The organism is Microcoleus sp. CAWBG58 (assembly GCF_020883045.1).
Classification (GTDB): domain Bacteria; phylum Cyanobacteriota; class Cyanobacteriia; order Cyanobacteriales; family Microcoleaceae; genus Microcoleus.
On sequence record NZ_JAHRFA010000008.1, the window covers coordinates 42,630 to 69,027 of the forward strand.

The 26,398-nt window shown below is 48.0% G+C and carries 23 protein-coding genes, 2 tRNA genes and 1 pseudogene; 11 read left to right on the forward strand and 15 right to left on the reverse strand.

The window, feature by feature from the left end; all coding sequences use genetic code 11:
- Positions 1-153 precede the first annotated feature (153 nt).
- The 3 genes from QZ918_RS05050 to moaC form a co-directional block, all read right to left on the reverse strand.
- The gene (locus tag QZ918_RS05050; protein WP_293331859.1) at positions 154-456 is read right to left on the reverse strand and encodes a DUF3181 family protein; all 303 of its coding nucleotides are present in this window, start codon (positions 454-456) and stop codon (positions 154-156) included.
- Positions 457-518: 62 nt separating this feature from the next.
- Positions 519-776 (reverse strand): 2TM domain-containing protein, encoded by a 258-nt coding sequence (locus QZ918_RS05055; RefSeq protein ID WP_293157023.1) that lies wholly within the window; start codon positions 774-776, stop codon positions 519-521.
- An 87-nt stretch (positions 777-863) separates the two neighbouring features.
- Positions 864-1,385 (reverse strand): cyclic pyranopterin monophosphate synthase MoaC, encoded by a 522-nt coding sequence (gene moaC / locus QZ918_RS05060; RefSeq protein WP_293331862.1) that lies wholly within the window; start codon positions 1,383-1,385, stop codon positions 864-866.
- 117 nt (positions 1,386-1,502) lie between these two features.
- On the opposite strand from moaC, the gene QZ918_RS05065 reads away from it, so the two are divergent.
- Positions 1,503-1,576 (forward strand) — tRNA-Arg (locus tag QZ918_RS05065).
- A 216-nt stretch (positions 1,577-1,792) separates the two neighbouring features.
- Here the strand turns inward: QZ918_RS05065 and QZ918_RS05070 are convergent.
- The 3 genes from QZ918_RS05070 to QZ918_RS05080 form a co-directional block, all read right to left on the reverse strand.
- Entirely contained in the window at positions 1,793-3,037 is a 1,245-nt protein-coding gene (locus QZ918_RS05070; protein ID WP_293331865.1) for an MFS transporter, read from the reverse strand.
- A gap of 242 nt (positions 3,038-3,279) precedes the next feature.
- Complete coding sequence (locus tag QZ918_RS05075; protein WP_293331868.1) at positions 3,280-4,467, reverse strand: glycosyltransferase family 4 protein; 1,188 nt, start codon at positions 4,465-4,467, stop codon at positions 3,280-3,282.
- A gap of 234 nt (positions 4,468-4,701) precedes the next feature.
- A complete protein-coding gene (locus QZ918_RS05080) occupies positions 4,702-6,390 on the reverse strand; it encodes a DUF2079 domain-containing protein (protein WP_293331871.1) in 1,689 nt (562 codons plus the stop codon).
- A gap of 89 nt (positions 6,391-6,479) precedes the next feature.
- Between QZ918_RS05080 and QZ918_RS05085 the strand changes: the two genes are divergently transcribed.
- Positions 6,480-7,718 carry a histidine kinase gene (locus QZ918_RS05085; protein WP_293331874.1) on the forward strand — a complete coding sequence of 413 codons (1,239 nt, stop codon included), beginning with the start codon at positions 6,480-6,482 and terminating at the stop codon, positions 7,716-7,718.
- 204 nt (positions 7,719-7,922) lie between these two features.
- On the opposite strand, the gene mutT is transcribed toward QZ918_RS05085, so the two are convergent.
- Together mutT and QZ918_RS05095 are read right to left on the reverse strand one after the other, a co-directional pair.
- Positions 7,923-8,327 (reverse strand): 8-oxo-dGTP diphosphatase MutT, encoded by a 405-nt coding sequence (mutT, locus tag QZ918_RS05090; RefSeq protein ID WP_293150390.1) that lies wholly within the window; start codon positions 8,325-8,327, stop codon positions 7,923-7,925.
- A 187-nt stretch (positions 8,328-8,514) separates the two neighbouring features.
- Positions 8,515-8,856 carry a DUF760 domain-containing protein gene (locus QZ918_RS05095; RefSeq protein WP_172187001.1) on the reverse strand — a complete coding sequence of 114 codons (342 nt, stop codon included), beginning with the start codon at positions 8,854-8,856 and terminating at the stop codon, positions 8,515-8,517.
- Between the two features lie 36 nt (positions 8,857-8,892).
- Between QZ918_RS05095 and QZ918_RS05100 the strand changes: the two genes are divergently transcribed.
- Complete coding sequence (locus QZ918_RS05100; protein WP_293331877.1) at positions 8,893-9,135, forward strand: hypothetical protein; 243 nt, start codon at positions 8,893-8,895, stop codon at positions 9,133-9,135.
- A 64-nt stretch (positions 9,136-9,199) separates the two neighbouring features.
- On the opposite strand, the gene QZ918_RS05105 is transcribed toward QZ918_RS05100, so the two are convergent.
- The 4 genes from QZ918_RS05105 to QZ918_RS05120 all read right to left on the reverse strand — a co-directional run bounded on the left by QZ918_RS05105 (position 9,200) and on the right by QZ918_RS05120 (position 11,688).
- Positions 9,200-10,159, reverse strand: coding sequence for an RNA polymerase sigma factor, RpoD/SigA family (locus QZ918_RS05105; RefSeq protein WP_293331880.1), 960 nt, complete (start codon positions 10,157-10,159; stop codon positions 9,200-9,202).
- Positions 10,160-10,406: 247 nt separating this feature from the next.
- On the reverse strand, positions 10,407-10,745 hold the full coding sequence (locus QZ918_RS05110) for a hypothetical protein (protein ID WP_293331883.1): 339 nt from the start codon (positions 10,743-10,745) through the stop codon (positions 10,407-10,409).
- Between the two features lie 10 nt (positions 10,746-10,755).
- Entirely contained in the window at positions 10,756-11,532 is a 777-nt protein-coding gene (locus QZ918_RS05115; RefSeq protein ID WP_293150398.1) for a TrmH family RNA methyltransferase, read from the reverse strand.
- A 74-nt stretch (positions 11,533-11,606) separates the two neighbouring features.
- A tRNA-Leu gene (locus QZ918_RS05120) sits at positions 11,607-11,688 on the reverse strand.
- Between the two features lie 211 nt (positions 11,689-11,899).
- Here QZ918_RS05120 and ccsB point away from each other — a divergent pair.
- The 3 genes from ccsB (at position 11,900) to tilS (ending at position 15,124) form a co-directional block, all read left to right on the forward strand.
- Positions 11,900-12,970 (forward strand): c-type cytochrome biogenesis protein CcsB, encoded by a 1,071-nt coding sequence (gene ccsB, locus QZ918_RS05125; protein WP_293331886.1) that lies wholly within the window; start codon positions 11,900-11,902, stop codon positions 12,968-12,970.
- Positions 12,971-13,328: 358 nt separating this feature from the next.
- A complete protein-coding gene (locus QZ918_RS05130; RefSeq protein WP_293331889.1) occupies positions 13,329-13,760 on the forward strand; it encodes a KGK domain-containing protein in 432 nt (143 codons plus the stop codon).
- A 245-nt stretch (positions 13,761-14,005) separates the two neighbouring features.
- Positions 14,006-15,124: a tRNA lysidine(34) synthetase TilS gene (tilS, locus tag QZ918_RS05135; protein WP_293331892.1), complete on the forward strand. Its 1,119-nt coding sequence runs from the start codon at positions 14,006-14,008 to the stop codon at positions 15,122-15,124.
- Positions 15,125-15,126: 2 nt separating this feature from the next.
- Here tilS and hmpF read toward each other — a convergent pair whose 3' ends face one another.
- Positions 15,127-16,932, reverse strand: a complete 1,806-nt coding sequence (hmpF, locus tag QZ918_RS05140; protein ID WP_366665039.1) for a pilus motility taxis protein HmpF — start codon at positions 16,930-16,932, stop codon at positions 15,127-15,129.
- A gap of 773 nt (positions 16,933-17,705) precedes the next feature.
- Between hmpF and iscB the strand changes: the two genes are divergently transcribed.
- Entirely contained in the window at positions 17,706-18,977 is a 1,272-nt protein-coding gene (gene iscB / locus QZ918_RS05145; protein WP_293331895.1) for an RNA-guided endonuclease IscB, read from the forward strand.
- A 150-nt stretch (positions 18,978-19,127) separates the two neighbouring features.
- Positions 19,128-20,354 carry a response regulator gene (locus QZ918_RS05150; RefSeq protein ID WP_293331898.1) on the forward strand — a complete coding sequence of 409 codons (1,227 nt, stop codon included), beginning with the start codon at positions 19,128-19,130 and terminating at the stop codon, positions 20,352-20,354.
- A gap of 11 nt (positions 20,355-20,365) precedes the next feature.
- Here QZ918_RS05150 and QZ918_RS05155 read toward each other — a convergent pair whose 3' ends face one another.
- Both QZ918_RS05155 and QZ918_RS05160 read right to left on the reverse strand, forming a co-directional pair.
- A complete protein-coding gene (locus tag QZ918_RS05155) occupies positions 20,366-21,577 on the reverse strand; it encodes an RNA-guided endonuclease InsQ/TnpB family protein (protein WP_293331901.1) in 1,212 nt (403 codons plus the stop codon).
- Positions 21,578-21,601: 24 nt separating this feature from the next.
- Positions 21,602-21,841, reverse strand: coding sequence for a hypothetical protein (locus QZ918_RS05160; RefSeq protein ID WP_293331904.1), 240 nt, complete (start codon positions 21,839-21,841; stop codon positions 21,602-21,604).
- Between the two features lie 338 nt (positions 21,842-22,179).
- Here QZ918_RS05160 and QZ918_RS05165 point away from each other — a divergent pair.
- The 3 genes and pseudogenes from QZ918_RS05165 to QZ918_RS05175 all read left to right on the forward strand — a co-directional run.
- Positions 22,180-22,341, forward strand: a pseudogene (locus QZ918_RS05165) (transposase); the annotation flags it as partial.
- Between the two features lie 221 nt (positions 22,342-22,562).
- Positions 22,563-23,096 (forward strand): chemotaxis protein CheW, encoded by a 534-nt coding sequence (locus QZ918_RS05170; RefSeq protein WP_293150599.1) that lies wholly within the window; start codon positions 22,563-22,565, stop codon positions 23,094-23,096.
- Positions 23,097-23,241: 145 nt separating this feature from the next.
- Entirely contained in the window at positions 23,242-26,322 is a 3,081-nt protein-coding gene (locus QZ918_RS05175; RefSeq protein ID WP_293331907.1) for a methyl-accepting chemotaxis protein, read from the forward strand.
- Positions 26,323-26,398: the final 76 nt, after the last annotated feature.

The window sequence follows — 26,398 nt, forward strand, 5'->3', positions numbered from 1 at the left end:
TAGTGAGGACTTTAGTCCTCTCCAAATGCGGACTGAAGTCCTCACTACAAACTAAACTTAAGGTTCGTAGTGAGGACTTTAGTCCTCTCCAAATGCGGACTGAAGTCCTCACTACAAACTTATCTTATTGAGAATCCGCCAAGATGGATGAGTTCACATATCCCGTTGAAATTCCTCAAGCACATCCATCAACTGCACTTGACACTGCATCGGAATCAAATCTGCCAGCGGCACTTCTCGCTTGCCGCCGCCCAACTTGACTGGAATTCCTTGCAAAACTCGTGCAACTTTGTCATCATTTAAAGTGCCATCTTCCAGCATCGGATAAAGTTGTTGGGCAACAACGGTATGCAGGTGAGCATCACGGAGATACAAATGCCACTTGGCAATGTCAATGTAGACATTTTCGCCGATTTGGGCGGCTAAGGATTCGATCGCAACTGTAGTATTAGCCATATCTAAAAAAGCAAATTATTTGTGCTGGATTAAAACAGTTAACAAATCGCCGACAACTGCCATCAGCCAGAATCTTTGGTTAAAGGCGAATAATCGGCGATCGCAAAAATGAAAATTGCGTGGGCCAAAACTACTAGAGCCCATACACCCGTTACTGTAACAGCCCAAGGCCAATCAGCTTTTTGCAAATTTTGAACAAACCACAAACCTGAATTGGAAGCAGAAAAAAGACCGACGTGGATCGCAAAATTCATGCGATCGTCTAATTGACGGTACTCTGGGTCTTTGCGATCGGGTTTGCGGGGCCAACGAGGAGGCATAGTTTTTCACTTGATGTTAGTAGTTCTGTGCCTATTTTAAGCATAAGTGCTACTTTTTGAATTCTGCCTCCCCCCAAGGCCGGAACTTTATCCCTCTAAATTTTGATAGTCTCCCGATTTGCCGCCGCTTTTGCTTACCAGTCGAATCGATTCAATGGCGATCGACTTGGACAACCCCTTAGCCATATCGTACAGAGTCAGCGCTGCGATCGAAACCGCCGTCATCGCCTCCATTTCCACACCAGTTTCCCCCTTAATTTTCACCGTCGCCCGAATTTGATACCCCGGCAACCCAGCATCCGGTATCACCTGCACTTCCACGCTGCTAATGGGTAGAGGGTGACACAGAGGAATCAGATTAGCCGTTTGCTTTGCCGCCATAATTCCAGCCAGCCTTGCAGTGCCCAATACATCGCCTTTCGGCGCATTCCCCGCTTCAATTGCCGCCAACGTCTCCGGCAGCATCCGCACCCGCGCCGCAGCCACAGCCTGCCGCACAGTTGCCACTTTCGCCGAAACGTCCACCATTTGGGCTTCCCCGCTGTTGTCGAGGTGAGTTAGCTGCGCGCGATCGGGCAATTTAGAAAAACTTTCAGAAAGGTCTTGCATTATTTTGAGAATGGTGTTAGTATTAGATTCTGTGCGGGACAGAGATTGTTCAATTTTAAATTAAATCTCAAATTTAATCTGAAATTTCAACTCTCAAACCAACAGTAAAAACAATAAGGGCTTGTAGCTTAGTTGGATAGAGTGCATGGCTACGAACCATGAGGTCGGGGGTTCGAATCCCTCCAAGCCCATTATCAAAAGCAACGCATCCTACAGTATTTTGTAGGGTGCGTTGTTGTTTAAAGTTGCTAATCTTCTTGTGGGATGGGCCGGAGAGCCCGTCCCGATACAGTAATACCCATTTTAAAAAATAATCTAATAGTATTCTTGTCCCCCCCCTTTGCAAGGGGGGGTTAGGGGGGGTAAAAGGGACTCAAAGAGTGTTGCATGATTTTAGAGAAATGGTATCACCTATTCAAAGCATAAACATCTTTGCCGCGCCCGATCGCAAATTTCAGCGAATGAGACAAATCCTTGCTAGACAAAGTAATAAAAATCAACAAAGCCAAAGCAGCGAGTGAAGCCGCCAAACCAAACATATTTCTGTAGCCAACTTGTTCAGCAACAAAGCCCAAAGTCGGGCCAGCAAGCGCAATCCCCAAATCAAACCCGCCAATACAAATCGAAAATAAACGACCTCTTTCTTGAGGTTCGCACCTATCCGACATCAGCGTCACCATCATTGGCATAACAGTACCGCCAGCCGTACCTTCAACCAAAGCCGCGATTAAAAAAGCACCGCTGCTGTTAGCAAAATACAACAATAACATAGACACGGCATAACAGATTAAGCCGCCAGAAATAAACAAGCCGCGGCCGTATTTGTCCGAAGCCCGCCCCGTCACCAACCGCAAACTGAAACTGGCGATAGCCGCCGTAGAATAAAATAATCCCGGATTCAAATTAACCTTGGTTTCTTGGATAAACAAAGGCATAAAAGTGCTCAAAGTTCCGAATACCAAACCAACCAGCAATAGCACCAAAGCCGGAATCCGCACCCGGGGATTCCACAGCATTTGCCAGTATTTTTGGCTGTTTTTGTCCTCAGATAGCGAGTCAGACTTTGTTAACTCAGCGAAATTCGGTTCCACAACTTTGGTGGTAATAAATAAAGCTGTTGTGGCGAAAGCCGCCGACATCGCAAACAAAGCAGGATAACCAACCGCAGCTTGGACAAATCCGCCCATCGCCGGGCCAAATGCCAAACCGATAGGGGCGGCCAAACTCATATAACCAATTAATTCGCCCCGCTTTCCTGGCGGCGACAAATCTGTGACCAAAGCGCTGTAAGCTGTAGTAAAAGCAGCGATGCTAATGCCGTGAAAAGCACGCAGAACTAACAGTAATGGGACAGATTGAGCTAACAGGTAGCCGATAGGGGCAAGTGCAGCCACAGACACGCCTAGCAGCAAAACTTGTTTGCGCCCCCGGCTGTCGGCTATTTTACCCAACTGCGGCCTCGATAGCAAAAGCCCGATCGCAAATGCACCCATCACAAAGCCAATTTGCTGCTTGCTACCGCCCACAGATTGAACGTACAGCGGCAAAGTTGGCAGCAGCGAAGCCAAGCTACACCAGAATAGCAAGCCTGCTGTGAATAAAGTTATCAAGCTGCGTTTTGGTTGGGGTTCGATGTCCCTAAAAATATTCAAGATGCAACTTCCCTTTAAATTTTATGATTACCAATTACCCATTCCCAACACTCCTGGATTAAACAGGCACTCTGATGGGAGGCTCACTTTTAGGTATGTTGTTGCGCTTCAGCGCTCTTTTGCATATATTAAAGAGCGCTGAAGCGCAACAACATACCTTTATTTAAGCTGACATTTGCGTAAGCCCTGACCAATTTACACCTCACTAACTTAAGAATTTCCCCATCTATTTCTGTCAAATTTTACCAATCAACCTCGGCCCTTTCCTCCACTACCCGCTGATAAACCCATTCGGTTTCCATTGCCAACTTCGGCCAACTAAATCGACGTTCCAAATCCTCATAAGCATTGTCAACCAGCCATCGCCCATAACCAGGATTTCTCAGTACCTCCAAAATCCCCCAGGCCAAAGAATCGCGATTGTTAGCCTCAGTAACAACACCAGTTTTTGTATGCTGCACTACCTCCGGCAAGCCGCCCGCATTCGACACCACCACAGGTACTCTTGCAGCAAAGCTTTCTAATGCTACAATCCCAAAAGGTTCGTAAAGACTGGGGAAAACGGCGCAGTCAGCCACCGTCTGGAATTTGTCGAGATGTTCCTCAAACATAAAACCCGTAAAATAACACTTATTCCAAATTCCTAAATTCCAAGCCATAACTTTGAGATGGTCTGTATTGCCGCCACCAACAATAACAATTTTTGCGTTACCCCCCATTTCCCTAATTACTTGAGGTGCCGCATTGAGAAATACAGCAATGCCTTTTTCGTAGCTAATTCTGCCTACATAATAAACTATTTTTTCGTGGTCTGCTGCAAACTTGCGGCGGAAATCCATCGCATCAAATTCGTCCCTGCGCGGCTTTTTTTCCGGTCTAATTCCGTTATAAATTACCTCTATTTTGTTCCACGGAGTCGATAGTACCAGTTCAGCTTCCCGCCGCATATAGTCGCTGCAAACAATGACGCGCCAAGCGTTATAAGCGAGGTCGTTTTCCTTGGCGTTAATGTAGCGCTGCCCGTCATTGTGGAGGCCGCTGAAGCGCCCGTATTCGGTGGCGTGGATGGTGGCAATTAGCGGTACTTTAAAGGTATGCTTGAGGGCGATCGCCGCATCTCCCACCAGCCAATCGTGAGCGTGAATCAAATCAAAGGGGCCTTCTTCTAGCATTAGTTTGCCGCCTTGGTGCCCCATGCTTTGGTTGAGGTTCGCCACCCAGTGAAAAAAGTCCTTGGCGTGCCCGACTACTACACGATGCACCTCTATTCCTTCAACCACTTCGTACATCGGCGCGTGACCGAACTCTACTGTAATTAAATGAATCGAGTGGCCTAGCTTCACCAATTCTGGATACAGTTCCGATACGTGGCGGGCGATACCGCCGACTATTCTGGGAGGAAACTCCCATGCCAATACCAAAATTTTCATCTTTCTTCCCTCCTAAGAATTTATATATCTTAATGTTTATTGTTTACTACTTTATTGTATAATGCACAGCCTTAAATGTTGATCGATCGCAAATCTATGCCCGAGGGCTGACTTTTGGCAGCAACAAGGACGGAAAATTATGCAGAAACCGGGTGTTTGTAGCAATTGCTCTCTGGCCCGGTTTCTGGAATATTTGGCCTAAACCGACAGTTTCGGGCGATCGCGCATACCCGATTACCCTTGCTTCAAAATCGGTGCCAACTCCTGGCGAAAACGAGTCCAAGCAGCCACCGATGCAGAATTAGAAGCAGCGCCCTGACGCATTAAAATCGCGCCGTCTTCAAAGCCAACAATTCCGTAGTCTCCAGATTTGGACATTCGATCGATCGCCGGTACGATTTGCTGCAACTGTCCGCGTTCCCGGCGAAACGCAGCTTGATACCGCTGCAACTGCCACATATCGGCAATTACATATTCCATCTTCACTGCCTCTCCCGCATCATTCCGCAGTTCAAACATTGGAAACCGGAGAATTTCCCGGCGGCTTGACAAAATCGGCACAATAGTATTCGTTGCAGCCACGCTAGCATTAGCAGGAATTTTAGCCAACAGCGGGCGCACTTGAGACACGTGCTGCCACTGTCTGATGAGAGGAACCTGCACCCAAGGATCGATCGCATCGGGCAAAATAAACGAAAAAGTCCGATTAGGATTAGACGTGAAGGTAAAAAATAGCGACAAGCAGATGCAAAACCCCCAAAAGCGGCGAAACTGCGAAGACGAAGGGAAAGGAAACACCGCATTCGGAAAACGTAAGATTGTTTGTTCTCCCCTCCTAATTCTATCTTCTTCCTGTTGACGGCCAGCCCACCACAGGATTGCCCCGTAAAACAGCCCCGGAACCACAGTCATCGCATAGCGAATATTAATCGCCAGCACCGATTCTCCTTTAGCTAAAAATAGCTTCAGCAGCGGGAAGCCTGCGATCGTCCAAGATGCGGGCGCTACTGCAGGAACCAAGGCTAACGGCAACCACTGACCCAGTAGGTATCTAATCTTACCAAAAAGTGGCGTAAATAGCTCAGTCACCAACCGCCCGGGATTGCTAACCATTCCCCAAAGAATTTCCAGCGTCGAAGCTTCATCTCCATCGGCATATTGACCGAAGCGTTCCATCATAAACCGCTGGGAGATATCCGCAGAAAACAAAGGCATAATCAGATTGGTTAGGGCGATCGTGTAACCAAAACTGAGAATGCAGACAGCCAAACCAGTCCGAGGGTAGCGCCGGCTCAAAATCATGTAAGCCCCCACCCCAAACAAAACAATTCCCGAATCTTCTCGCACGGCCAAAATTAGAGTGGCGAGCATCCCAAACATCGGCCACCAGCGCTTCTCCATCGCCAGCAGCAAGCCGAAGACATAAAGCGGAATTTGACAAACATCGTGAAAATTGCCCAAAGTCGGGCCGATAACGGCGTTAGCTGCGTAATAGCTCACGACAATTGTCGCCGACAGTCGCGGTTCTAGATAGTGTCTGGCGAGAGCGTACAAAACTAAACCAGCCGCCGTAATTAAAGTCACCTGCAACACCGTCAAAGTAACAGGAGAGGGGAACAGCGAGTAAATTGGCAGCCACAGCATCAGCGCTGGGGTGAAATGCTGCCCCAACCGATAGTAAGATACAGACGGGAGCTGATTTTGGTGAACCACGTTAGTGGACAAAGCCGAAGACAGGGAACTTTCAAACAAGTGACCCCGAGTGCCGTTCCAAAAAAGTTGATTGAAAATGCCTTGGTCGTATGTAGCGTAAAAGCTGTAGTAGCGGTGCAGCGTCAGCAGCAGGCACAGCACAAAAAAGGCGGCCGCCACTTGAACCACTACCCGCAGCGACTCATTTTTCTTCCATCTCAAAAATGTCATTGGCCCGCCGTAATGAAATCATCGGACAATAGCATAAATCTAAAGTAAGTATTAAATTAAAGTAGATAGTGAAATAACTCGGCTCCGTAATGGTCAATTATTTTCACCCGATCGAAAAAGTCAACAGCGTCAATCCAACATCCGGCACCGACGACACCGACTGTTCTCCCGAACAGCCGACCAATCCTGCACCGCTTTTACAGCTTTTGCTGTTCGTAGACAAGCGTCCCTCTTCCAGGGAACAGACCAGACACATCCGCAAGTCCCTACAGGATTTGAAGGCAGAGTGCGACTTTGAGCTTCAAGTCATCGACGTAGGAGAACAGCCGGATTTAGCCGAACACTTTAAACTCGTAGCCACTCCCTCGCTGCTCAAAATTCATCCTGAGCCCCGACAAACTCTCGCCGGCAGCAATTTGATCGCCCAACTCGAACACTGGTGGCCCCGCTGGAAGCGTTCTGTAGAAGAATGTGCAGCTCAGCAGCAGTCTGCCTCGGCTCTGGCTGCCAATCTGGTAGATCCAAAACCCATCTATTCCGTTGCTTGCGCCACCGAACTCGTACAGCTTGCGGATGAAGTTTTTCGGCTCAAACAGGAAAAAGAACACCTGCAAGAGCAGTTGCAGTTGAAAGACAGGATTATTGCGATGCTGGCTCACGACTTGCGAAATCCCTTGACAGCAGCATCTTTGGCTTTGGAGACTTTGGAGTCAAATCAGAAGGTGAAGGAAGGGCAAAAGTCCCGTTTGACACCGACTCTGGCGGCTCATTTGATGAAACAAGCCCGCCGCCAAATCCGAATTGTCGATCGCATGATTACAGATATCCTGGAAGCAGCACGGGGTACTAACGCTCAACTCCACATTGAACCCAAAAAAATCGAACTGAGGGCGATTTGTCAAGATGTAATCCTGCAATTTCAAGACAAATTTCAGGCTAAAAGTCTGAATTTAGAAACAGACATTCCCGCAGATTTGCCCTTGGTTTATGCCGATCCCGATCGCATCAAACAAGTCATAGTCAACCTGCTGGACAACGCCAGCAAGTACACCCCAGAACAAGGAACTGTTAATCTTTCTATTCTTCACCGCACCGCTTACAAAGTTCAAGTCAGCATTTGCAACAGCGGCCCGGGAATTCCCGAAAAAGATTGTGCGAGCATTTTTGAAGACAGCTATCGCTTGCAGCGAGATAAATCAACAGACGGTTACGGCATTGGGCTGTCTTTGTGTCAAGGCATCATCCGCGCCCACTACGGTCAAATTTGGGTAGACTCAGTACCCGATCGAGGCAGTTGTTTTCACTTTACCTTGCCCATTCAAAAGTAATAATTAGTTGTTAGGAATGAAAAATATATAACTTGCACAATTAAAGCCCAGAAGCCTTGATGCGAGATAGAGTATTCCTCAATTAGTCACCTTATTTATTTTTCATTCCTTAGTTGTTAGTTGTGATTCATGCCCTATGCCCTATGCCCTATGCCCTATGCCCTATGCCCCATTCCCTATGCCCTATGCCCCATTCCCTAAAGTTTAACTCGATCGCAGTGCAGCGATAATCTGTTCGTTTGCCTTGGGAAAAGTAAACTGGTCAATTTCGTCGAGTGTCACCCAGCGAATTTCATCGCATTCGATCGTTTGCGGTTCCCCGCTGATGTAGCGGCAGTGGTGGACGTAGAGCCTCACTGTAAATTTAGTATAGTCGTGGTCAATTGTAATCAAGCGATCGCCCACTTCCACGACAATCCCCAACTCCTCCATAATTTCCCTTTGTATGCAAGCTTCGATCGTTTCTCCCGGCTCTATTTTACCGCCCGGAAACTCCCAAAAACCGCCATGCAGTCCGTGTTGTCGGCGCTTGTCAATCAAAATTTGTTGTCGGTCATTCCAGATCGCAGCAACGCCGATAACTTTGTGGGCCAAAGGAGTAAGAGACATATTAATTAGGAATGGGAATGGGGAATTGGGAATTGGGAATTGGGAATTGGAAAATAATATCAATAATTATTTTATTATTTCATCTAAAGTCAACAATTCCATAATCTAAAATCTAAAATCTAAAATTTTAAGCCCCCATCTTCCGAAGGGGGCTTGACACTTGTACAACTTAAATGTTAATAATCAACTAATCATCCGAACCGTGTCTTTCGCTAGCTTGAATCGACTTTTCAAAAGTCATTCGCTGTTCGGCATTTTTGAGAAAATAGCCGCTAATCATAGCCGAGGCGAGCAATCTACCCAAATGTTCGCGACTGGTAGTCACTGTCACCCCGAAATGTTCCGAAGGTAAATTCCCCAAAAGCCCGACAATATTTCGCTCCATTACTTGAAACACTTCGTGAGAAGTCGGCTTGGACAACTGAGAAACAGTGTCGGGAGCCATTGACTGCACGTATTGCCATAATAAATTAGCATTTTCTCCGTCTTCTTCAAAGAATTCAGGGGATTTATTAGATGAGTTGCTCACGAGTACCTCCGTTTCAGAGACAGCTTGTTATTTTAGATGCGGGCGGTTAAATTAAATAACCGTTATTCGATCGCTGCTGATATTTATTACCAAGTAATTACTAATGTAGCAGGACAGTCGCAGCAACCAAGTGGGTACAACCGAATTAAAGGCGGCGGTTTTTACGATTTTAGATTGGAGAATGGCGATCGCGACCAAATGCCCGATCGCCCTTCCCCGAATAGCAGGGGTTTGAAACCCTTACTCATGAAAGCAGATTGTGATAAGAACAAAGTTTAAATCTCCGTTCTTATCACTTCGCCCTCAACTGTCAACTGTCAACTGTCAACTGTCAACTGTTGACCTAGCTGGCAAGATAATCGTTGATATCTTGCTTGCGCTTGCGGAGTTTGGTTAAAGCTTCCCGTTCAATTTGACGCACCCGTTCCCGACTGATATTCAGACGATCGCCTATTTTTGCCAAAGTTAAAGTTTGCCCGTCTTCTAAACCGAACCGCAATGCCAGGACTTCTCGCTGTTGCTGAGTCAGTTCCGCCATTAGGTGGTCTAAGTCAGTCCGCAGGGAAGATTGCAGGGCAAAATCTTCTGGAGTAGTACCCGTATCTTCCAACAAATCGCCCAACTCAGTATCTTGATTGTCTCCCACGCGCAAGTCCAGTGAAAGTGGCAGGCGCGCGCGATCGAGATATTCGCGAATTTGCTTGGGAGTCAAATCTAACTCTGACGCCAATTCAGCAGCAGTAGCCGCGCGGCCGAGCTGTTGAGCTAGCAGGCGCTGAGCTTTTTTAATTTTGTTGAGCTTTTCGGTAATGTGGATCGGCAAGCGGATGGTGCGACCTTTTTCGGCGATCGCCCGAGTAATTGCTTGACGAATCCACCAATAAGCATAAGTTGAAAATCTGTAGCCCTTAGTCGGGTCAAATTTTTCTACTCCCCGCTGCATCCCGATCGTACCTTCCTGAATGAGATCGAGCAAATCTACGTTGCGCTTGATGTATTTCTTGGCAACAGACACTACCAGGCGGAGATTGGCTTCCACCATTTGGCGCTTGGCCCTTTCCCCGTTCTCGATCGTCCGCTGCAACTGTGCCTCAGACAGCCCGACTGTCTGTGCCCATTCAGCCGCCGTCGGGTCGCGGCCTAACTCTTCGGCTAAAATATTTTTTTCCTGATGCAGTGCGGCTGAGCGCTGTACCTGTTTCCCGTAGAGTATTTCTTGCTCATGGGTCAACAGCGGAACGCGACCGATTTCCCGCAAGTAAGCGCGAACAGAATCTGTATCTGAGGACTTAAGAGTTTTCATGAGCTTTTCCCGCTGAGGATCTGTGCCTCTAAAGGTTTGCGGCGTAGCAAACCCCTAGCTTTAGCTGGGAAGGAAAGCGGGCGGGGACTTGCGCTTTCCTTCCATTTAAAGAGGCTTAATTTTATGGTAGCTAGCTGTTACTCCCAGTCAGAACCGTCTCAGGTTAGGTTTTGGTTGGAGGTACACAATGCTACTTATGTTAAGAATCTTAACATTTCTGAGAGCAGTTGACTACATTTCTTTACATTTATTTCAGGGAAGCCTGCACTCTTGCTACGAGAGTACCCGGAAACAAGCTTTGTAGTTGCATCATGGTAAACAAAATCGGGCAAATCTCAGAGAGGGAGAGTTGACAGTTGACAGTTGACAGTTGACAGTTGACAGTTGACAGTTGACAGCCAACAGGTGGCAAAAGACAAGGGTTGACTGATGGGCGTTGCTTAATTGGGGTATGAAAATGGATCGCTTGAAAATTCAGAACATTGACTGACTGGCTGATTTCATTTTTTACATTGAGTCGTTCATACCGTTGCAGCAGCAACACCGACCAATAACCAATGATTAATGACCAATGACTAATGACCAATGACTAATCACTAATGACTTCTTTGCCGTTGAGCTTCGTACAAGATGAGGGCTCCGGCGATCGACACATTTAGAGATTCTACGCCGCGGCTTAGGGGGATTTGGATTTGTCGATCGGCTAAACTTCTCAATTCTGGGGACAATCCAGAACCTTCGTTGCCCAAAACGATCAGAGTCGGCACTCGCAAATCAACTTCCCAATAAGTTAAACTGGCGCCGGCAACGGTTGCTAAAATTTGCATTCCCCGATTTTTATACCCGGATACTTCCGTGGTTAGATCGGGAGTGACTGCTACTGGCAGCTTAAACCAAGCTCCTGCTGAGGCGCGCAGCACCTTGGGATGGTCTAAATCAGCGCTGTCTGAACTCAGCAGCAAGCCGTCGGCATTAGCAGCAGCGGCGGTGCGGACGATCGCCCCCAAGTTGCCAGGATCTTGGATTGTTTCTAAGGCTATTCCTAAAGTTGAGATTTCTGCGGGTTGTGTTGCGGTACGGGGTGCGGTGGCGATAATGCCGTCGGGTTGGACTGTAGTGGCGATCGACTCTAAGACCTTGGCACTGACTAATTCTGTGCGATCGGCTAAACTAACAATTTGCTCCCACACTTCGGCGTGGCGATCGAGCCATTCGGGAGTGCAGCAAACCGTTGCTAACGGATATTTGGCAGCACAAGCTTCTTCTAGCAAATGCGTACCTTCGAGTAGAAATAATTGTTGTTCCCTGCGTCCCTTAGAGCTGTGCAGCTTGCGGATTTCTTTGACTAAGGGGTTTTGAATACTTGTCAGCATTGTTTAATTCAGCAGAGCGAATGGGGTTATTACCTGTATCGGGATTAACCCCAAACTTTTTTCTGCCTTGGGAATGCGGAACCCGGGACTTGAACCCGGAAGGCTTGCACCACATGAACCTGAATCATGCGCGTCTACCAATTCCGCCAGTTCCGCATTGGTCACGAATTACTACTGTGCACTATGTTTGTGCGTCTGTCAAGTGTTTTTTGCAATTAAATTTTAATTCAGGGCCCGCCACCTCAACCACCGCCAAAAACTCAGAATTGCCACAAAAATTCAAAATCTCAAACCCAAAACTGCCTAACCCCAGTACGATCGATCTAGTTAGCAAAAAATAAGTAAAAAGACTACCGGAGTAAATTATATGGATCTGGTCGTACTCCAGAACTGGCTGGACAACATCTCCTTTGCCATCTTGTTCGCAACAATGCTCATTTACTGGGTGGGAACAGCATTCCCCGGCATTCCCTACCTCTGGGCCTTGGGCACCGCAGGGATGGCTGTCGCCAACCTCTCCATCGCCGCTTTACTCGGTTCTAGGTGGATAGAAGCCGGCTACTTCCCGCTCAGCAACCTTTACGAATCCCTATTTTTCCTAGTTTGGGGAATCACCGCCATCCACCTAGTCGCGGAAAACATGAGCCGTTCCCGCCTAGTTGGAGCAGCCACATCCCCCGTAGCAATGGCAATATCCGCCTTTGCAGCCCTGACTCTGCCCGACACCATGCAATCGGCAGAGCCCCTAGTACCCGCCCTCAAATCCAACTGGCTGATGATGCACGTTAGCGTCATGATGCTGAGTTACTCAACTTTAATGGTAGGAGCATTGCTGGCGATCGCATTTTTAATCGTCACCCGCGGCCAAAAAATCGAACTCACAGGTAGTTCCTTCGGCACCAACGGCAACCGCAACGGCAACTACCGCCTGCAACGCCCGCAAAATCCCGAACCTCAAACCCTCGAAACCGTAGGCGACAGCGCCTTAGCTTTCAGCGAACCCTCTTTCAACTCCAACAATAACGGTTTTGGCGCCACCGCAGTCCTAGAATCAGCAACAGTTCAAACCGCATCAACTGCCGCAACCCAAACCTCAGAACTTCTCTCGCCCCAGCGCTTGAATCTAGCAGAAACTCTTGATAATATTAGCTATCGCATCATCGGTTTAGGATTTCCCTTACTGACAGTTGGGATTATTGCCGGTGCCGTTTGGGCTAACGAAGCTTGGGGTTCATACTGGAGTTGGGATCCGAAAGAAACTTGGGCGCTGATTACTTGGTTAGTATTTGCAGCCTACCTGCACGCCCGCATCACTCGCGGCTGGCAGGGAAGACGCCCAGCAATTTTAGCCGCCACAGGTTTTGTAGTAGTTTGGATTTGCTATCTAGGCGTCAATCTGTTAGGTAAAGGTTTACATTCCTACGGTTGGTTTTTCTAATTTCTGAACGACAAATCAGTCCCAGAGAAACGGAATAAATTACCGAATAGGGATTAATATAATCTCCAGTTGTAGGCAGCTATTTTCACCAAAGTGTGTCAACTTAAGCCTAAAATCCTTTGTATCTATTCCTCTCCCTCCTTCTTAATGGCTAGGCAAGGTTACAGATAGGTACGTAGTTGGGCTTTAGCCCTCTTTATTCGTATAAAGAAAGAGGGCTAAAGCCCAACTACGTACCTTAGACCGTTACTACGTTTGATATTAAGTTGACACAAAGGCAATGCCCACTTTGTTAAACTACTAAGACTGTAAAAGTTTACTCCCTCTTCCTTCTTCCTTCATTAAAATGACAATTGATATGGACGATTCACAAATATTTCTCAAAGAAGACGATGTTTTGTCGGCTCCTACCAGCGCTTTGATGTATCAATGTACGTTCAAAGTCAACGAATATATGACCATTCTGAATTCAAGATTGCTAGAAGAAAGATTATTGTCAGACGGCATGGATTGCGAGCTGTTAAGTTCAGGAAAAGGCTGGACACAAGGAAAAGTTAGATTGCGCCTGGAGTTCATTCCCATCGAACCTGAGGTGAAAAAACAAAAAGCCCTTCCCGCCGCCCCGGAAGAATCTAACATCGCCCAAAATAACGCCGAAGATAGCTCAGACTCAGAGCAAATTGATACAAATGAGCCATTAGATGTCACCGACTCAACAGAAATAAGTAATGATTTTCCTATTTCTAGGTATCCAGACAGCAACCCCCACAGTCGAGGAATGTGGAGCTAAGAAGGTAGAGGGGGAGAGGGGGAGACGGGGAGACGCGGAGAAATCTTCGCTTTTCCCGAATCCTTCTTTTTATCCGCTGGCGCAGCCGAAGCGAGTCTTCGTCTTTTTTCTATAGCGGTTCTCCAAAAGTGAGGTATGCCCAATGCCCAATGCCCAATGCCCTATCCCCTATTCCCATGAGTACCTCATATGGGAACTCGAAAAGCTATATCTTCCGTTTTCCTTGTTCATGACAAACTGCTTTCATGGTTGAATCTTCCAATTGGACGCACCTCCACGCTCAACTGCACCGGACACTGCTGAAACGACAAATCTTGCCCTCAAATCAGCGATTGTTAGTAGCAGTATCCGGCGGGCAAGATTCTCTGTGTACGCTCAAATTACTGAGGGATTTGCAGCCCAAATGGGGGTGGAATCTAGCCATTGCTCACTGCGATCATTGCTGGCGTTCTGATTCCCAATCTAATGCAAATCATGTAGAAAATTTAGCTAAAAATTTCGGAATATCCTACTATTTGCAAACGGCATCGGACATTCCTAAAACCGAAGCAGCCGCCAGACAGTGGCGGTATCAAGCTTTAACCGAAGTTGCGATCGCCCACAACTACCCCTACATTGTCACAGGCCACACAGCCAGCGATCGCGCGGAAACACTCCTCTACAACCTAATTCGCGGCAGCGGCGCCGACGGACTTTCTGCCCTGACTTGGACGCGCCCCCTTGCCGATTTTCGATTGGGGGATTCTGAGGAAAATCATAACTCCCAAATATCTGCCGATTTGCGATCGCACAATCTAGATACAACTCCCAAATCAAAAATCGAAAATCCCAAGTCTAAAATCTACTTGGTTCGTCCTTTGCTGGAAATAACTCGATCGCAAACCGGTCAATTTTGTCAAGAGCAAAAACTACCAATTTGGGAAGATTCCACCAATCAAGATTTGCAATATGCGCGCAACCGAATTCGATCGCAATTATTGCCTTATTTAGAAACTCATTTCAACCCAAAAGCCCAACAAGCCCTCGCCCAAACAGCCGAGCTGCTGCGCGCCGATGTCGAATATCTCGAAATAGCAGCCAGTGAATTACTACAGCGAGCCATCTCTCCAATTACAGATAACCCGCAGTTGCAAATTCAACTCCCCGTCAAGTTAAATCGCCCAATTTTGCAAACAGCACCACTGTCATTGCAGCGGCGAGCAATGCGACAGGTATTGCTACAAATATTGCCCTGTGCACCCAGTTTTGACAGCGTAGAAAAACTCACCAGCTTAATCCTAGCGCCCAACCGATCGCAAACCGATCCATTTCCTGGAGGAGCAATCGCCAGAGTTGAAAATTCTTGGATCGCGATCGATATTTAATTTTAGGCGCTTGGCAGAAAACTCGAAACAGCTTGCCGCAGATCCGAAACAACCCGATCTTGCTGCTCTCCAGTTTGCTGTACGCGATCGAGTTCTCCCCCCACCGCTTCCAGCTTTTGGCGCAGCCCGCTCAAATTGTCCTGCACCGGTTGCAACATTTCTTGATAAACATTCACCCGGCCCCAGAGTTCCGCCATAGCACCTTTCTGGTTGAACAAATTCTGCTCTAACTGCTTAAGTTCATTGCGTTTCGCTTCACTTTCCCCCTGAAGGCGGTTGAAATTTCCCTCAATTTGAGATATTCCTTCCCGTACCTGCTGAATTTCGGTTTCCAGCCGTTGCAATTCTTGGCTTTGCTGCTGGCGTTGAGTATTGAGCTGTGTGACGATCGGCCCCAAATCAATCTCACCGGGTGCTGTTTTTTGAGGATTAGCAGTACCCAAGCGACGCCAAAGCACTGCCTGATGCTGCTTCAAAACATTTTCCCGTTCCTGCAAGCGGAGGCGCTGTCCCACCAAAGTTTCATTCAACATCTGATAACTTTCGAGTTCATCGGCCATTTCATTTTCCAAAGCCATGCGATCGTACTCGGAAGCCGCTTGAATTTTGGCTTGCAGCTCCTCGATTGTCTCCCGCTGGAGAGTCAACTCCTCCTCTTGATCGTTAACAAACCGGAACACCTTTTCCAAATCCTCTTGCAGGTGTTGCACCAGCCCCTGTAATTCCTCAACCGGCATCTGCTCCAGAGCAGACACATCTACTACCTGCTCCACAGCCCCAGCACCCGAACCAGACGCCAACCCGGAGATTTGCTGGTACATAGCCTCAACAGCCTTCACCTGCACAGACATAGACTGAGCCTGCTCTTGCTTAGCGCTGAGGGTACACTGCTGCCCTTTGAGTTGGGCCCGAGCTTGCGCCAAAGCATCTTGGGATTGATACCACTCCTGCCAGCGGCTTTGGAGGCTCTGATTTTGTCGATCGACCTCTTCCTGCTGTTGCTGAGCGTTTGCCCGTTTTTGCTCCAACTGCTGCCAGTGCAAATCCAGAATTGCCTGCTGAGCGCCCACAACACCAAAAGACTGATTCAGTTGCTCCCGAACTCCTTGGGTCGCAGAAATTGCTCCTCCCAGCTTGTTCATCAACTCCTGAATCCTCCGTGCCTGTTGCTCGTCAACAACTGCCCCCTGAGGAGCCTGAGACTGCTGCTGGGTCACCTGCTGCTGTTCGCCCCGCAACTGTTCCCAAGCCGTCTCCATCTCCGTGCGGCTGCGATCGACCTCTTCTCGCAGTCGGTTAGCTTCATCTCGAGTATTTTCAATTTCCGAGCGTTGAGCCTCCAGGCGCTCCAACTCCTCCTCCATTTGAGCCAACTGCTCTTCCCGGGCTTGCATTTCCATTTCCCGGCGATTGAGCTCCTGACTCGAAAACGTCAGAGAAGCCTTCCACTGCTCAATTTCCTCTTCCTTATCCTTAAACTTGTCCTGCAAGCGGGAGAAATTTTGCAGAATGCTCACCAACTGGCGGGCAGCCTCCTGAATCCGCTGCACTTGCTTGCTAGCGCTCAACTCCACCAGCACCAGCGTGCCGTCGTTAAACTTATTAGCTTCCTCAACTGGGATCGCGTCATCGCCCGGTACGGCGCTCCAGTTGTGTTCGCCCCGCTGACAAGCTAGCAGTTTCAGTTCAGCCTTACCGCCACCGAGACCAAAGCCGCTTCTCTGTTTTTGTACTTCTGCTAGATACAGCACACTAATAGTCCTCTCTTTGGTGTCGTTTGCCCGATCGGGAATAGCATCGTTTTCCAACTGTCTTCAGCACTCGCGCACAGCACTGCTTCTCTGGCACTGCGTCTAGAAAGCACTGCCGCCGCCTGCTTTCTGAACCAATGGGAGAGCAGTATCAATGCCGCTTGATTCAAGACTAGCAAAACTGGGGGGACTGCCATAGCCCAAAGCCGAAAAAGATCAGTCAGTCAAAAACTTTCATTGATTGTATCAGGCTTTCGGTGCGGGTCGATCGCCATCTCGTCCTTTAATTACCCAAAGCGGGTCTCCTCCGCAGGCAGACTAGGGATTTGAACCGCACTGCCTTAGAATAGTGGAATCACGCGAGCCGGTGACTGAGCCACAGGCGAGCAAAAAGGTCAATGGTTTAAAACAGAACTCAACCGCCAAGAGTAGCAGCGCACGATAAACGTCAAAATTTTGGCGATCGAAGACTTGAACCAGTCGTCCCTGCCAGCGTTGCAGTACGTCAAAAACAGAAAATCGCCCTTTCGTCAATTCCTAATTGTGCCAGTGGCATCAAGCCCGTCAATTATTGGCAGAAACTAAAGTCAATGTCAGTAACTCAGCTCTCTCATAGACTGAGCTTGTAAGAAATTGCAAGCTGTGCTGACCAGACCCCTGTTACAAGGAGACGTTATTTAGGTCACGATACCGGAGAATGCGACGCTAGTTTTCCGCTCTATCGTTTGCAGTCAAACAAACTTAAAGTCACTCTCGTTAGTGCTGCAAACTTAACAAGCCTTTATAACCAGGTCGAAGCGAACATTACACGCAAGTGGAGGGACACAACAATGTCCAATTTTATTTTCGTAGTTGACACCAACAAAAAACCACTCACACCTTGCAAGTCGTCAATGGCTCGTAAGTTGCTGACGGCTGGTAAAGCGGCTATCTTCAGAAGATTCCCGTGTACCATTATCCTCAAAAAGGCAGTAACAGCAACCATTGAATCAATTACTCTCAAATTAGATCCAGGTTCCAAAACTACTGGCATTGCATTATTGCAAGGTGAAAAAGTAATTTTTGGTGCTGAATTAACTCATCGCGGTCAAACTATCAAAGCAAGTCTTGAGTCCCGTCGTTCACTGCGTCGAGGAAGGCGAAACCGTAATACTCGTTACCGCCAAGCAAGGTTTTTAAACCGTACCCGCAAAAAAGGTTGGTTGGCACCATCCTTGCAGCACCGGGTAGAAACCACCCTGACTTGGGTTGAAAAATTACGCAGGCTTGCACCTATCGGTTTAATTGTTCAAGAGCTGGTCAGATTTGACTTGCAACAATTAGAAAATCCTGAAATTTCAGCCATTGAATACCACCAAGGCGAACTACAGGGTTACGAAGTTAGGCAATATTTGCTTAACAAATGGAACCGAAAATGTGCTTACTGCGACGCCGAAAATGTACCATTGCAAGTTGAGCATATTCATCCCAAATCTCAAGGCGGAAGCAATCGAATTTCTAATCTTTGCCTTGCTTGTCAGAAATGCAACCAGAAGAAAGGTACTCAGAAGATTGAACAATTCTTAGCAAAGAAACCTGACATTCTGAGTCGAATTCTTACACAATCCAAGCGCCCCCTAAAGGATGCTGCTGCGGTAAATTCGACTCAATGGACGTTATTTGGTCACTTAAAAGAAACGGGGTTGCCTGTTTTAACTGGCTCAGGTGGACTGACCAAGTTCAATCGTAGTCGGCTGCAACTACCTAAAACTCATTGGCTTGATGCTGCTTGTGTCGGTCAAGTTGAAGCGCTAGAATTATTAACAAATAAGCCACTGCTAATCAAGGCAACTGGACACGGAACCCGTCAAATGTGTCGCACAGACAAATTTGGCTTTCCATCTCGGTACATTCCTCGAAACAAGTTTGTTAAAGGCTTTCAAACTGGTGACATCGTAAAAGCAATCGTCATCAGTGGCAATAAAATAGGTGAATATGTTGGTCGGGTTGCAGTTAGAACGACAGGTTCGTTCAACATCTCAGCATCAGAATTGGTGCAAGGAATTAGCCATAAATACTGCAAAATAGTTCACAGAAAAGATGGCTACAGTTACGCATATTAGGATTGACGGGGACTGAAGTCCCCCTTATAGCTTCCCTCTCAAGGCTAAAGCCATTGAGTTTCCCGCATCCCGTATTAATTTTTATGAGCGCGATCGCACAGTCTTTCCGATTTCAAACGCCAACGGTTTTAAGGAGGATACTTTAGCTGCATGCAGGGAAATTTGAGTGAAATTGACATCCGCAGCATCCTGCAATTAATTGAGTTAGGTCAGCGCACCGGAGAACTGTTCGTAGAGGCCTACAGCTTCATCGGCAACTCGGGTAATCTACCTACCCAGCGCTCCCCTGCGGGACAATCCTGGTATGTTTTCTGCTTCAACGGTCAGATTATTTATGCTACCCAGAGTGCGGGCAGTTTGTTTCGCTTGCGCGACTACCTGCGCCGCTACAAAGCAGACACCGCCCTCGACAAAATCCAAGTTCCCTATATGGCATCTACCAATGCCCCAGAATACGCGTACCTGTGGGCTTTGCTAGAAAACCACATTCTCACCCCAGCTCAAGGGCGCAACATCATCCACAGCATGATCCACGAAACCCTGTTTGACTTGCTCAGCCTCCACCAGGGTTCCTTCACTTTTGAAATGGGATCGGCATTGGCTCCTCAACTCACCAGCTTAGAAATTAGCTTGTTGCTGGCGAAGATTGTCCAACAGGTGCAGCAGTGGAAGCAGTTTCACCCTCACATTCAGTCGCCCAACCAATGCCCGATAATTTCAGATCCCGCCCAGCTCCGAGTCGCGCTGCCTGCCAATACCTTTAATACTCTCAGACGCTGGGCTGACGGTCACACTTCGATCCGCCAAATGGCGCGCTACCTCAACCGAGACGTGCTGACTGTCGCTAAGGCGATTTACCCTTTCGTGCAGCAGGGATTGGTGCAAGTATTTTTCCAGCCTTCTGTTGCCCCGGTCAACAACAAAATAGAATGGTCTTCTCCGGAAACCAAGGTCAAGAGAGTTGTCTGTATAGACGATGACAATGTGATTCGCAAAACAGTTGAGTCAATTTTAAACGAACAGGGTTACGAAGCTACTGGTATCAGCAATCCCCTCGAAGCCCTGAGTTTGGTTTTTAAACTCAAACCCGATTTAATTTTGTGCGACATCGCCATGCCCGAACTCGACGGCTACGAAATTTGCGCGATGCTGCGAAGTTCTAGTGCTTTCCGGCACACGCCCATTGTCATGTTGACAGGGATCGACGGATTTATCGATCGCGTTCAAGCCCGCATGGCAGGGGCGACTGACTACTTCACCAAACCTTTTGGCGAAAGCGAGTTATTAATGCTGGTAGAAAAATATGTAGGCCCGGGCTATCCTCCGGCCAATCTCTCGGAAAAATTATTAAGCCGATCGCTAGAACACGAATTTTGACATTCCCCTGGCTAAAGCCGAGGGGATTCTTGATTCATAGACTCAACTTGCCGATGCAGAATTACTTCAACATCAGTAGCGGTCAATTCTCCACAAGCGTTCGGATCTAAGATCCAAGTTCCGACGTGCCCCGTCGTACTTAATCCCCGACTCAGGATGTTTCTAGCTGCGTTATAGTCACGGTCTAGCACGCATCCACACTGACAAACGTGCGTTCGCGTTGATAGACTCTTCTTAACAATTGTCCCACAGCTAGAGCATTCTTGACTTGTTCCATTGGCTGGCACGGCAACTGTAATTCTTCCGAATACTTTACCGAAATACTCTATCCATGTTCGGAACATATACCAAGATGCGTCGTTAATGCATTTAGCTAGACAGTGATTCTTCACCATATTTTTAATCCTCAAATCTTCGTAGGCTACACAGTCGTTAGACTGGATAACGCATCTTGCCAATTTCACGGCAAAATCTTTGCGCTGTCTACTTATTTTGAGGTGGCGCTTGGATAGAGTCACTGTAGCTTTTTTTCTGTTCTGTGAACCCTTGACTCGTTTTGAAACTCGTCTTTGGGCTTTTTTTAGTTTGCGCTCTCCCTTGTGGATAAAACGCGGATTTTCGACTGTAACACCATTAGAGTCTGTATAGAACTCTTTTAGTCCTACGTCTAATCCAATGGAATTTCCTGTGACTTCAATCCTTTCATTTCGGTCAATTTGAATGCAAAACTGGACGTAATACCCGTCTGCTCGTCTCATTAAGCGTACTCGCTTGATTTGAGTAAGCTGATATAAATGTAAGTCCCGCGTTCCTTTTAATTTGAGTTTCCCGATTCCCTTCTTGTCGGTAAAAGTGATGGATTTTCGGTCTGTTGTCAGACGCCACCCGGTCGTTTTGTATTCGACTGAGCGGTTGTCTTTCTGGAATTGCGGAAATCCCTTTTTTCCAGGATTTTTCTTTTTACAGTTGTCGTAGAATCGGGCGATTGCCGACCACGCTCTTTCTGCGCTAGATTGCCGAGCCATGCTGTTCAACTCATCGCAAAACGGAAATTCTTTGGCTAAAACAGCACTGTACTTATTCAAGTCATATTTATTAACTTTTGAGTTATCCATCCAAAAGCGCAATGCTTTGTTACGGATGAACTGCGCTGTTCTAATTGCTTCGTCTACAGCGTCAAACTGCTGCTTTTTACCGTATGCTTTGAATTCAAAAACTAGCATGACTTCGAGGTCATCACGATATTCTTATGCTAGCAGCGCCAGCTTAATACGATCGACTTTGTTCACAAAACTTGACAAGTATGTGCTGTGGCCTAAATTAGGAGAAAGCCGTCCTAGAAGGACGGGGTTTAAAGCCCAAGTTCGGGATAAGCCAATAAATTCCGCACTGATGGCACGATTGGAGCTTTTTTGTACCGAAGTAACCCGCTCGCTGTCGGGACAGTCAGAGAGAGAAAGCTTTCTGTCTGCGGGCGATCGCGCCATAAACTAGAATATATAAATTCGCGCGCTGGCCGTCCGGCGTCTGTAAAACTCAGTTCAATTTCTCGATCTCTGTCGGGCCGAAGTCGCTCAAAGTGCAAATATAATAGACTTGTTCTCCACTTGCAGCCGATCGCCAAAACAGATGGGCAGTTAGACCGCCGAACTTCAAGAAGGTTCTCAAGTACAAATCATGGGAGCATCTCAGTTTTGCATTTTTTGATGTGCTTTGTTTTGAGACGTTAAATCTTAAAGGAATGCAACGCCTTTGGGAACGCAAAATCTCTGATTTAGCTTGTGGGGAGTTTCTGAAAATTGTGAAATAGGTTGCTCAGAAAAAAGATAAGCAGGTGATTTTTATTGATCGATGGTATCCATCCAGTAAGACTTGTTCAAATTGTGGTCATGTCCTAACAGAATTAGATTTGTCGATAAGAGAATGGCGTTGTCCATCTTGTCAGTCAGTAAATGGACGAGATGAAAACGCAGCTAAAAATAACTAACTTGCTGGTTTTTCTTGGCATCGACCGCTAAGCTAGGCGATGTGAGACAGGCCAAAACCTGCAATTGCTGTTCGATCTTAGAATCGCCGCGCGTTTACGCCCCCGGAGCATCTTAAAAAAAGGACGGTTATAGTTATGTTTCATAGACCGAGCTCCAATATTCCTCCCAACACCGACTTGAGTACGGGTACGATGTGGGTTTCCCAGAGAGAAGAATTATGATTAGTGGCAGCCCAGACTTTATATTACCAGGACAAGGCATAGATCAGGCTCCGGAATTCCAAGAACTAGAAACTCCCGAAGGCGAGCTGCACCTGCGGTTCTACGTTCCTTCGGGGAACGAGTTCGCACTGCCGGCGACAGGGATTAGAGAGGTGCTATCCCCCTCCCCAGACCGGATGACACCCATTCCCAACGTTTCTTCTTTGCTTTTAGGTACGCTAAACATGAGAGGACGAGTGATTTGGGTGGCAGATCTGGGCCAATTTCTGGGGGACCAAACACCTCTGAACACCGATCGACCCGAAATCCCGATCGTGGCTGTGGAAGACCAAGATACGATTTTGGGGCTGGCAGTCGATCGAATTGTGGGGATGGACTGGCTCGACGTAGACCAACTGCACTCTCAGAACAATGCACCAGACGGCATGATTCCATTTCTGAGGGGAGAATGGATGTTAGGTGCACCAGCTCAGAAAGTGCTCCGACTGCTAGATCAAGTGAAAATTCTGCGCTCTGCGCGGTGGGCAGCGTGAAATCGATTTTAGATTTGCGATTTGCGATTTTCGATTGGGGTCTAATATCAACAGTCACAGGACTTGAGGCACGCATCTAAACATTCAAGCAAGATAAAAATCTAAAATCTCAAATCTAAAATCTAAAATCAAAAGAGGGCGGCAAATGGCAACAAGTACCAACTTTCAGCAGGACTACCAACGGGCAGAAGCGGCCTACATGGATGGCAACTATTCAGAAGCTGCGGCCCTAGTTTATCAATTAGTAGAAGATTTTCCCGAAGACCCCAGCGCTCGCTTGCTATGCGGGCACATCTACTGCTACGGACTGCAACAGTATGAGGTGGCACGGGAACAGTACATGGTGGTGCTGAGCCTGAGTGACGACCCGAGTTTGGTCGAACACGCTCACGGCGGTATTAGCCACACAGACCAATTTTTATCCGGAGAACTGCACACGGAAAGTTTCGAGGCTTTGTCTGCGGAAACTGAATTGGAATTCTACCCAGACTTGTCTATGGAGGAAGGGTTGGAAGACCCGGATTTAGCACTTTTCCAAGGGAATTCTCCATCCATGTCCTATGGGAGTCAATCGCCACAGGACATGGAAAACGAGGACTTGGCAGATTTGGGCATGAGCGGGTTGGAGTGGGAACCACAAGACAGCAGTGCTGCAACTTCTATCGAAGATTCAACCAACCCCTTTGCTGGCGACAGCGGCGGAATGGCCGCTTATGCTGATGCGTCCGAGCCGCTAGACATGGACGAATTCGGCTCGGACTTGGGAGATCCTTTTGGCTTAGATGACCCAGGGTTTGATGCTGGTGACTTGTCTGATAGCAAAGTTTCTGGTTCGAGGGCGCCTTATTCAGGAGAGTTGTTTTCAGAAGCTCCTACTCAGGTACTCAACGGTCAAAGTTTTGCTGGCTCCGAAAGCGGGAATGCCTTCGACTCGGAGCAATTAGACTCCCCCACTGGGCCGTCTGACAATTTTGGCGAACCTTTTGCACCGCTCGATTTGCCAGACGAACTTGACTTGAATGATGACGACTACGACTATCAATCCCCGCCCGTGACCGGGCAAAATCAAGGTCAGAAGCCACCCCTGTCAGAAGAGGCAGACCCTTTTGCTCAGCCGATGTCCTCGGGTTTTGGGTCTTCTCGATCGCAAAGCAAGCAGCCGAATATTGACTCGGAATACTCGTCAAATTATTCGCTGGCGGAAGACGAAACGCTGTTGATGGGAGGTGCTGTCCCCAATTCTCAGAGTCAAAGGTCGAGCCGGGGACAATTTAATTCTGCCGATCGCTCAAACTCTAACAGCAACGGTTACGGCGACTCGGAACCACCGGCCTTTGGCTCCATGGACAGCTTTGAGCTAGATGCTTTTGATGACGACGCTTTCAGCGATTCTTTTTCTCTCGACGAAAACGAGCAAGCGACTGCTTTCGGGGCTGCCACCAAGAACAGCAGCGACTGGTCGTCAAGAACAGGGAGCACTCAAGAACACAGCGGCTTTTTAGACGAATTTGACGATTTTGATGATTTGGGCAATTTGCCGGATTTTGATATCTCAGAAGATGCCAACAGTTCAATCCTGACTAGGGGTAACACCAATTTCGGCAACTCGACCAGCGGCATGATGGGTACGAGCGGCAGCGGTCTGGACTTTGACAACAGCGACGGCTCGGCAATTCGAGACGATGAGATTTTTAGCATTTCGGGCCCTGCTGATGCGTCGGTGCCGACTTTTGCTCCGACAGAAAGTGAAGCGATCGATGCTTCGGTGACTGTGGAACAGGGCGGACTGGCTTTCTTGGAAAATGCCCCTCTGTTTACCAAACAGTTGTACACGGCGATCGGGGCTGGATTGGTTTCTCTGGTAGCTGTGGCTTTCGTGACTAACATTGCCTCCTATCAAGCTCTGAAGCAAGACAAGCCGGAGGCGATCGTTTACTTGCGCCAAACAGGCTGGGTAATGACGGCAGCCGCAGGCTTTACGAGCTTTTTGACTTCTTGGGGTATCGGCCAGTTGATCGCCAAGCAGGTACGCAAGTCCTCGGACAATTTGCAAGCTCAGTTCGATGCTGTATCTCAAGGAACTTTGGACGCTCGGGCGACGATTTACTCGGAAGATGAATTTGGCAAAATGGCTGCTAAATTCAACCACATGGCGAAGGTGATCCAAACTACGATTAGCGATACCAGACGCAAGTCTGACGAGCAGGAACAGGCGAAAGAAGACTTGCAGCGCCAAGTGATTCGCTTGCTAGATGACGTGGAAGGAGCGGCTCGGGGTGACTTGACGGTGACGGCGGAAGTGACGGCAGACGTTTTGGGTGCTGTTGCTGACTCGTTTAACTTGACAATTCAAAACCTGCGCGAAATCGTCCATCAGGTGAAGCAGGCGGCTCGGGAAGTTAGCAAAGGCGCTACGGATAGTGCGAAGTTTGCGGGCGATTTGTCTTCTGATGCGCTGCGGCAGGCTGAGGAACTGGCGGCGACGCTGAATTCGGTGCAAGTCCTCACCGATGCGATTCAGCGGGTCGCAGAGAGTGCTAGAGAGGCGGAAGAAGTGGCCCGGGGCGCGGCGGCAACGGCTCTGAAAGGCGGTGAGGCTGTGGAGCGGACGGTGGCCGGGATTTTGGAAATTCGAGAAACCGTAGCAGAAACCACGAGAAAAGTCAAGCGGTTGGCGGAAGCTTCTCAAGAAATTTCTAAGATTGTCGGTTTGATTGCGGCGATCGCCTCTCGGACGAATTTGTTGGCTCTCAACGCTAGTATTGAGGCGGCGAGGGCTGGGGAATCGGGTAGGGGTTTTGCGATCGTAGCGGATGAGGTGCGGCAGTTGGCAGATCGATCGGCGAAATCTTTGAAAGAAATCGAGCAGATCGTGATGCAAATTCAAAGTGAAACCGGCGCGGTAATGACGGCGATGGAAGAAGGTACGCAGCAGGTTATTGAGGGTACAAGATTGGCAGAACAGGCGAAGCGATCGCTTGAAGATATCATTCAAGTTACTAATCGAATTGACGTGCTGGTGCGATCGATTACAGCCGATACTGTGGAGCAGAACGAAACAGCTCGTTCGGTGGCCGCTGTGATGCAAGCAGTAGAGCTGACCGCCCAGGAAACATCGCAAGAAGCGCAGCGAGTTTCGGGTGCTTTGCAAAATTTGGTGGGCGTTGCTCGCGACCTTTTGACATCGGTAGAAAGATTCCGAGTAGAAACAGCAGAAAGACAATAATTAATTGTTTAATGCTTTTTTTGCGGTCTGATTTACAAGCACTTTAGTGTGGCAATAATGGCAGACAAAAAGCAAC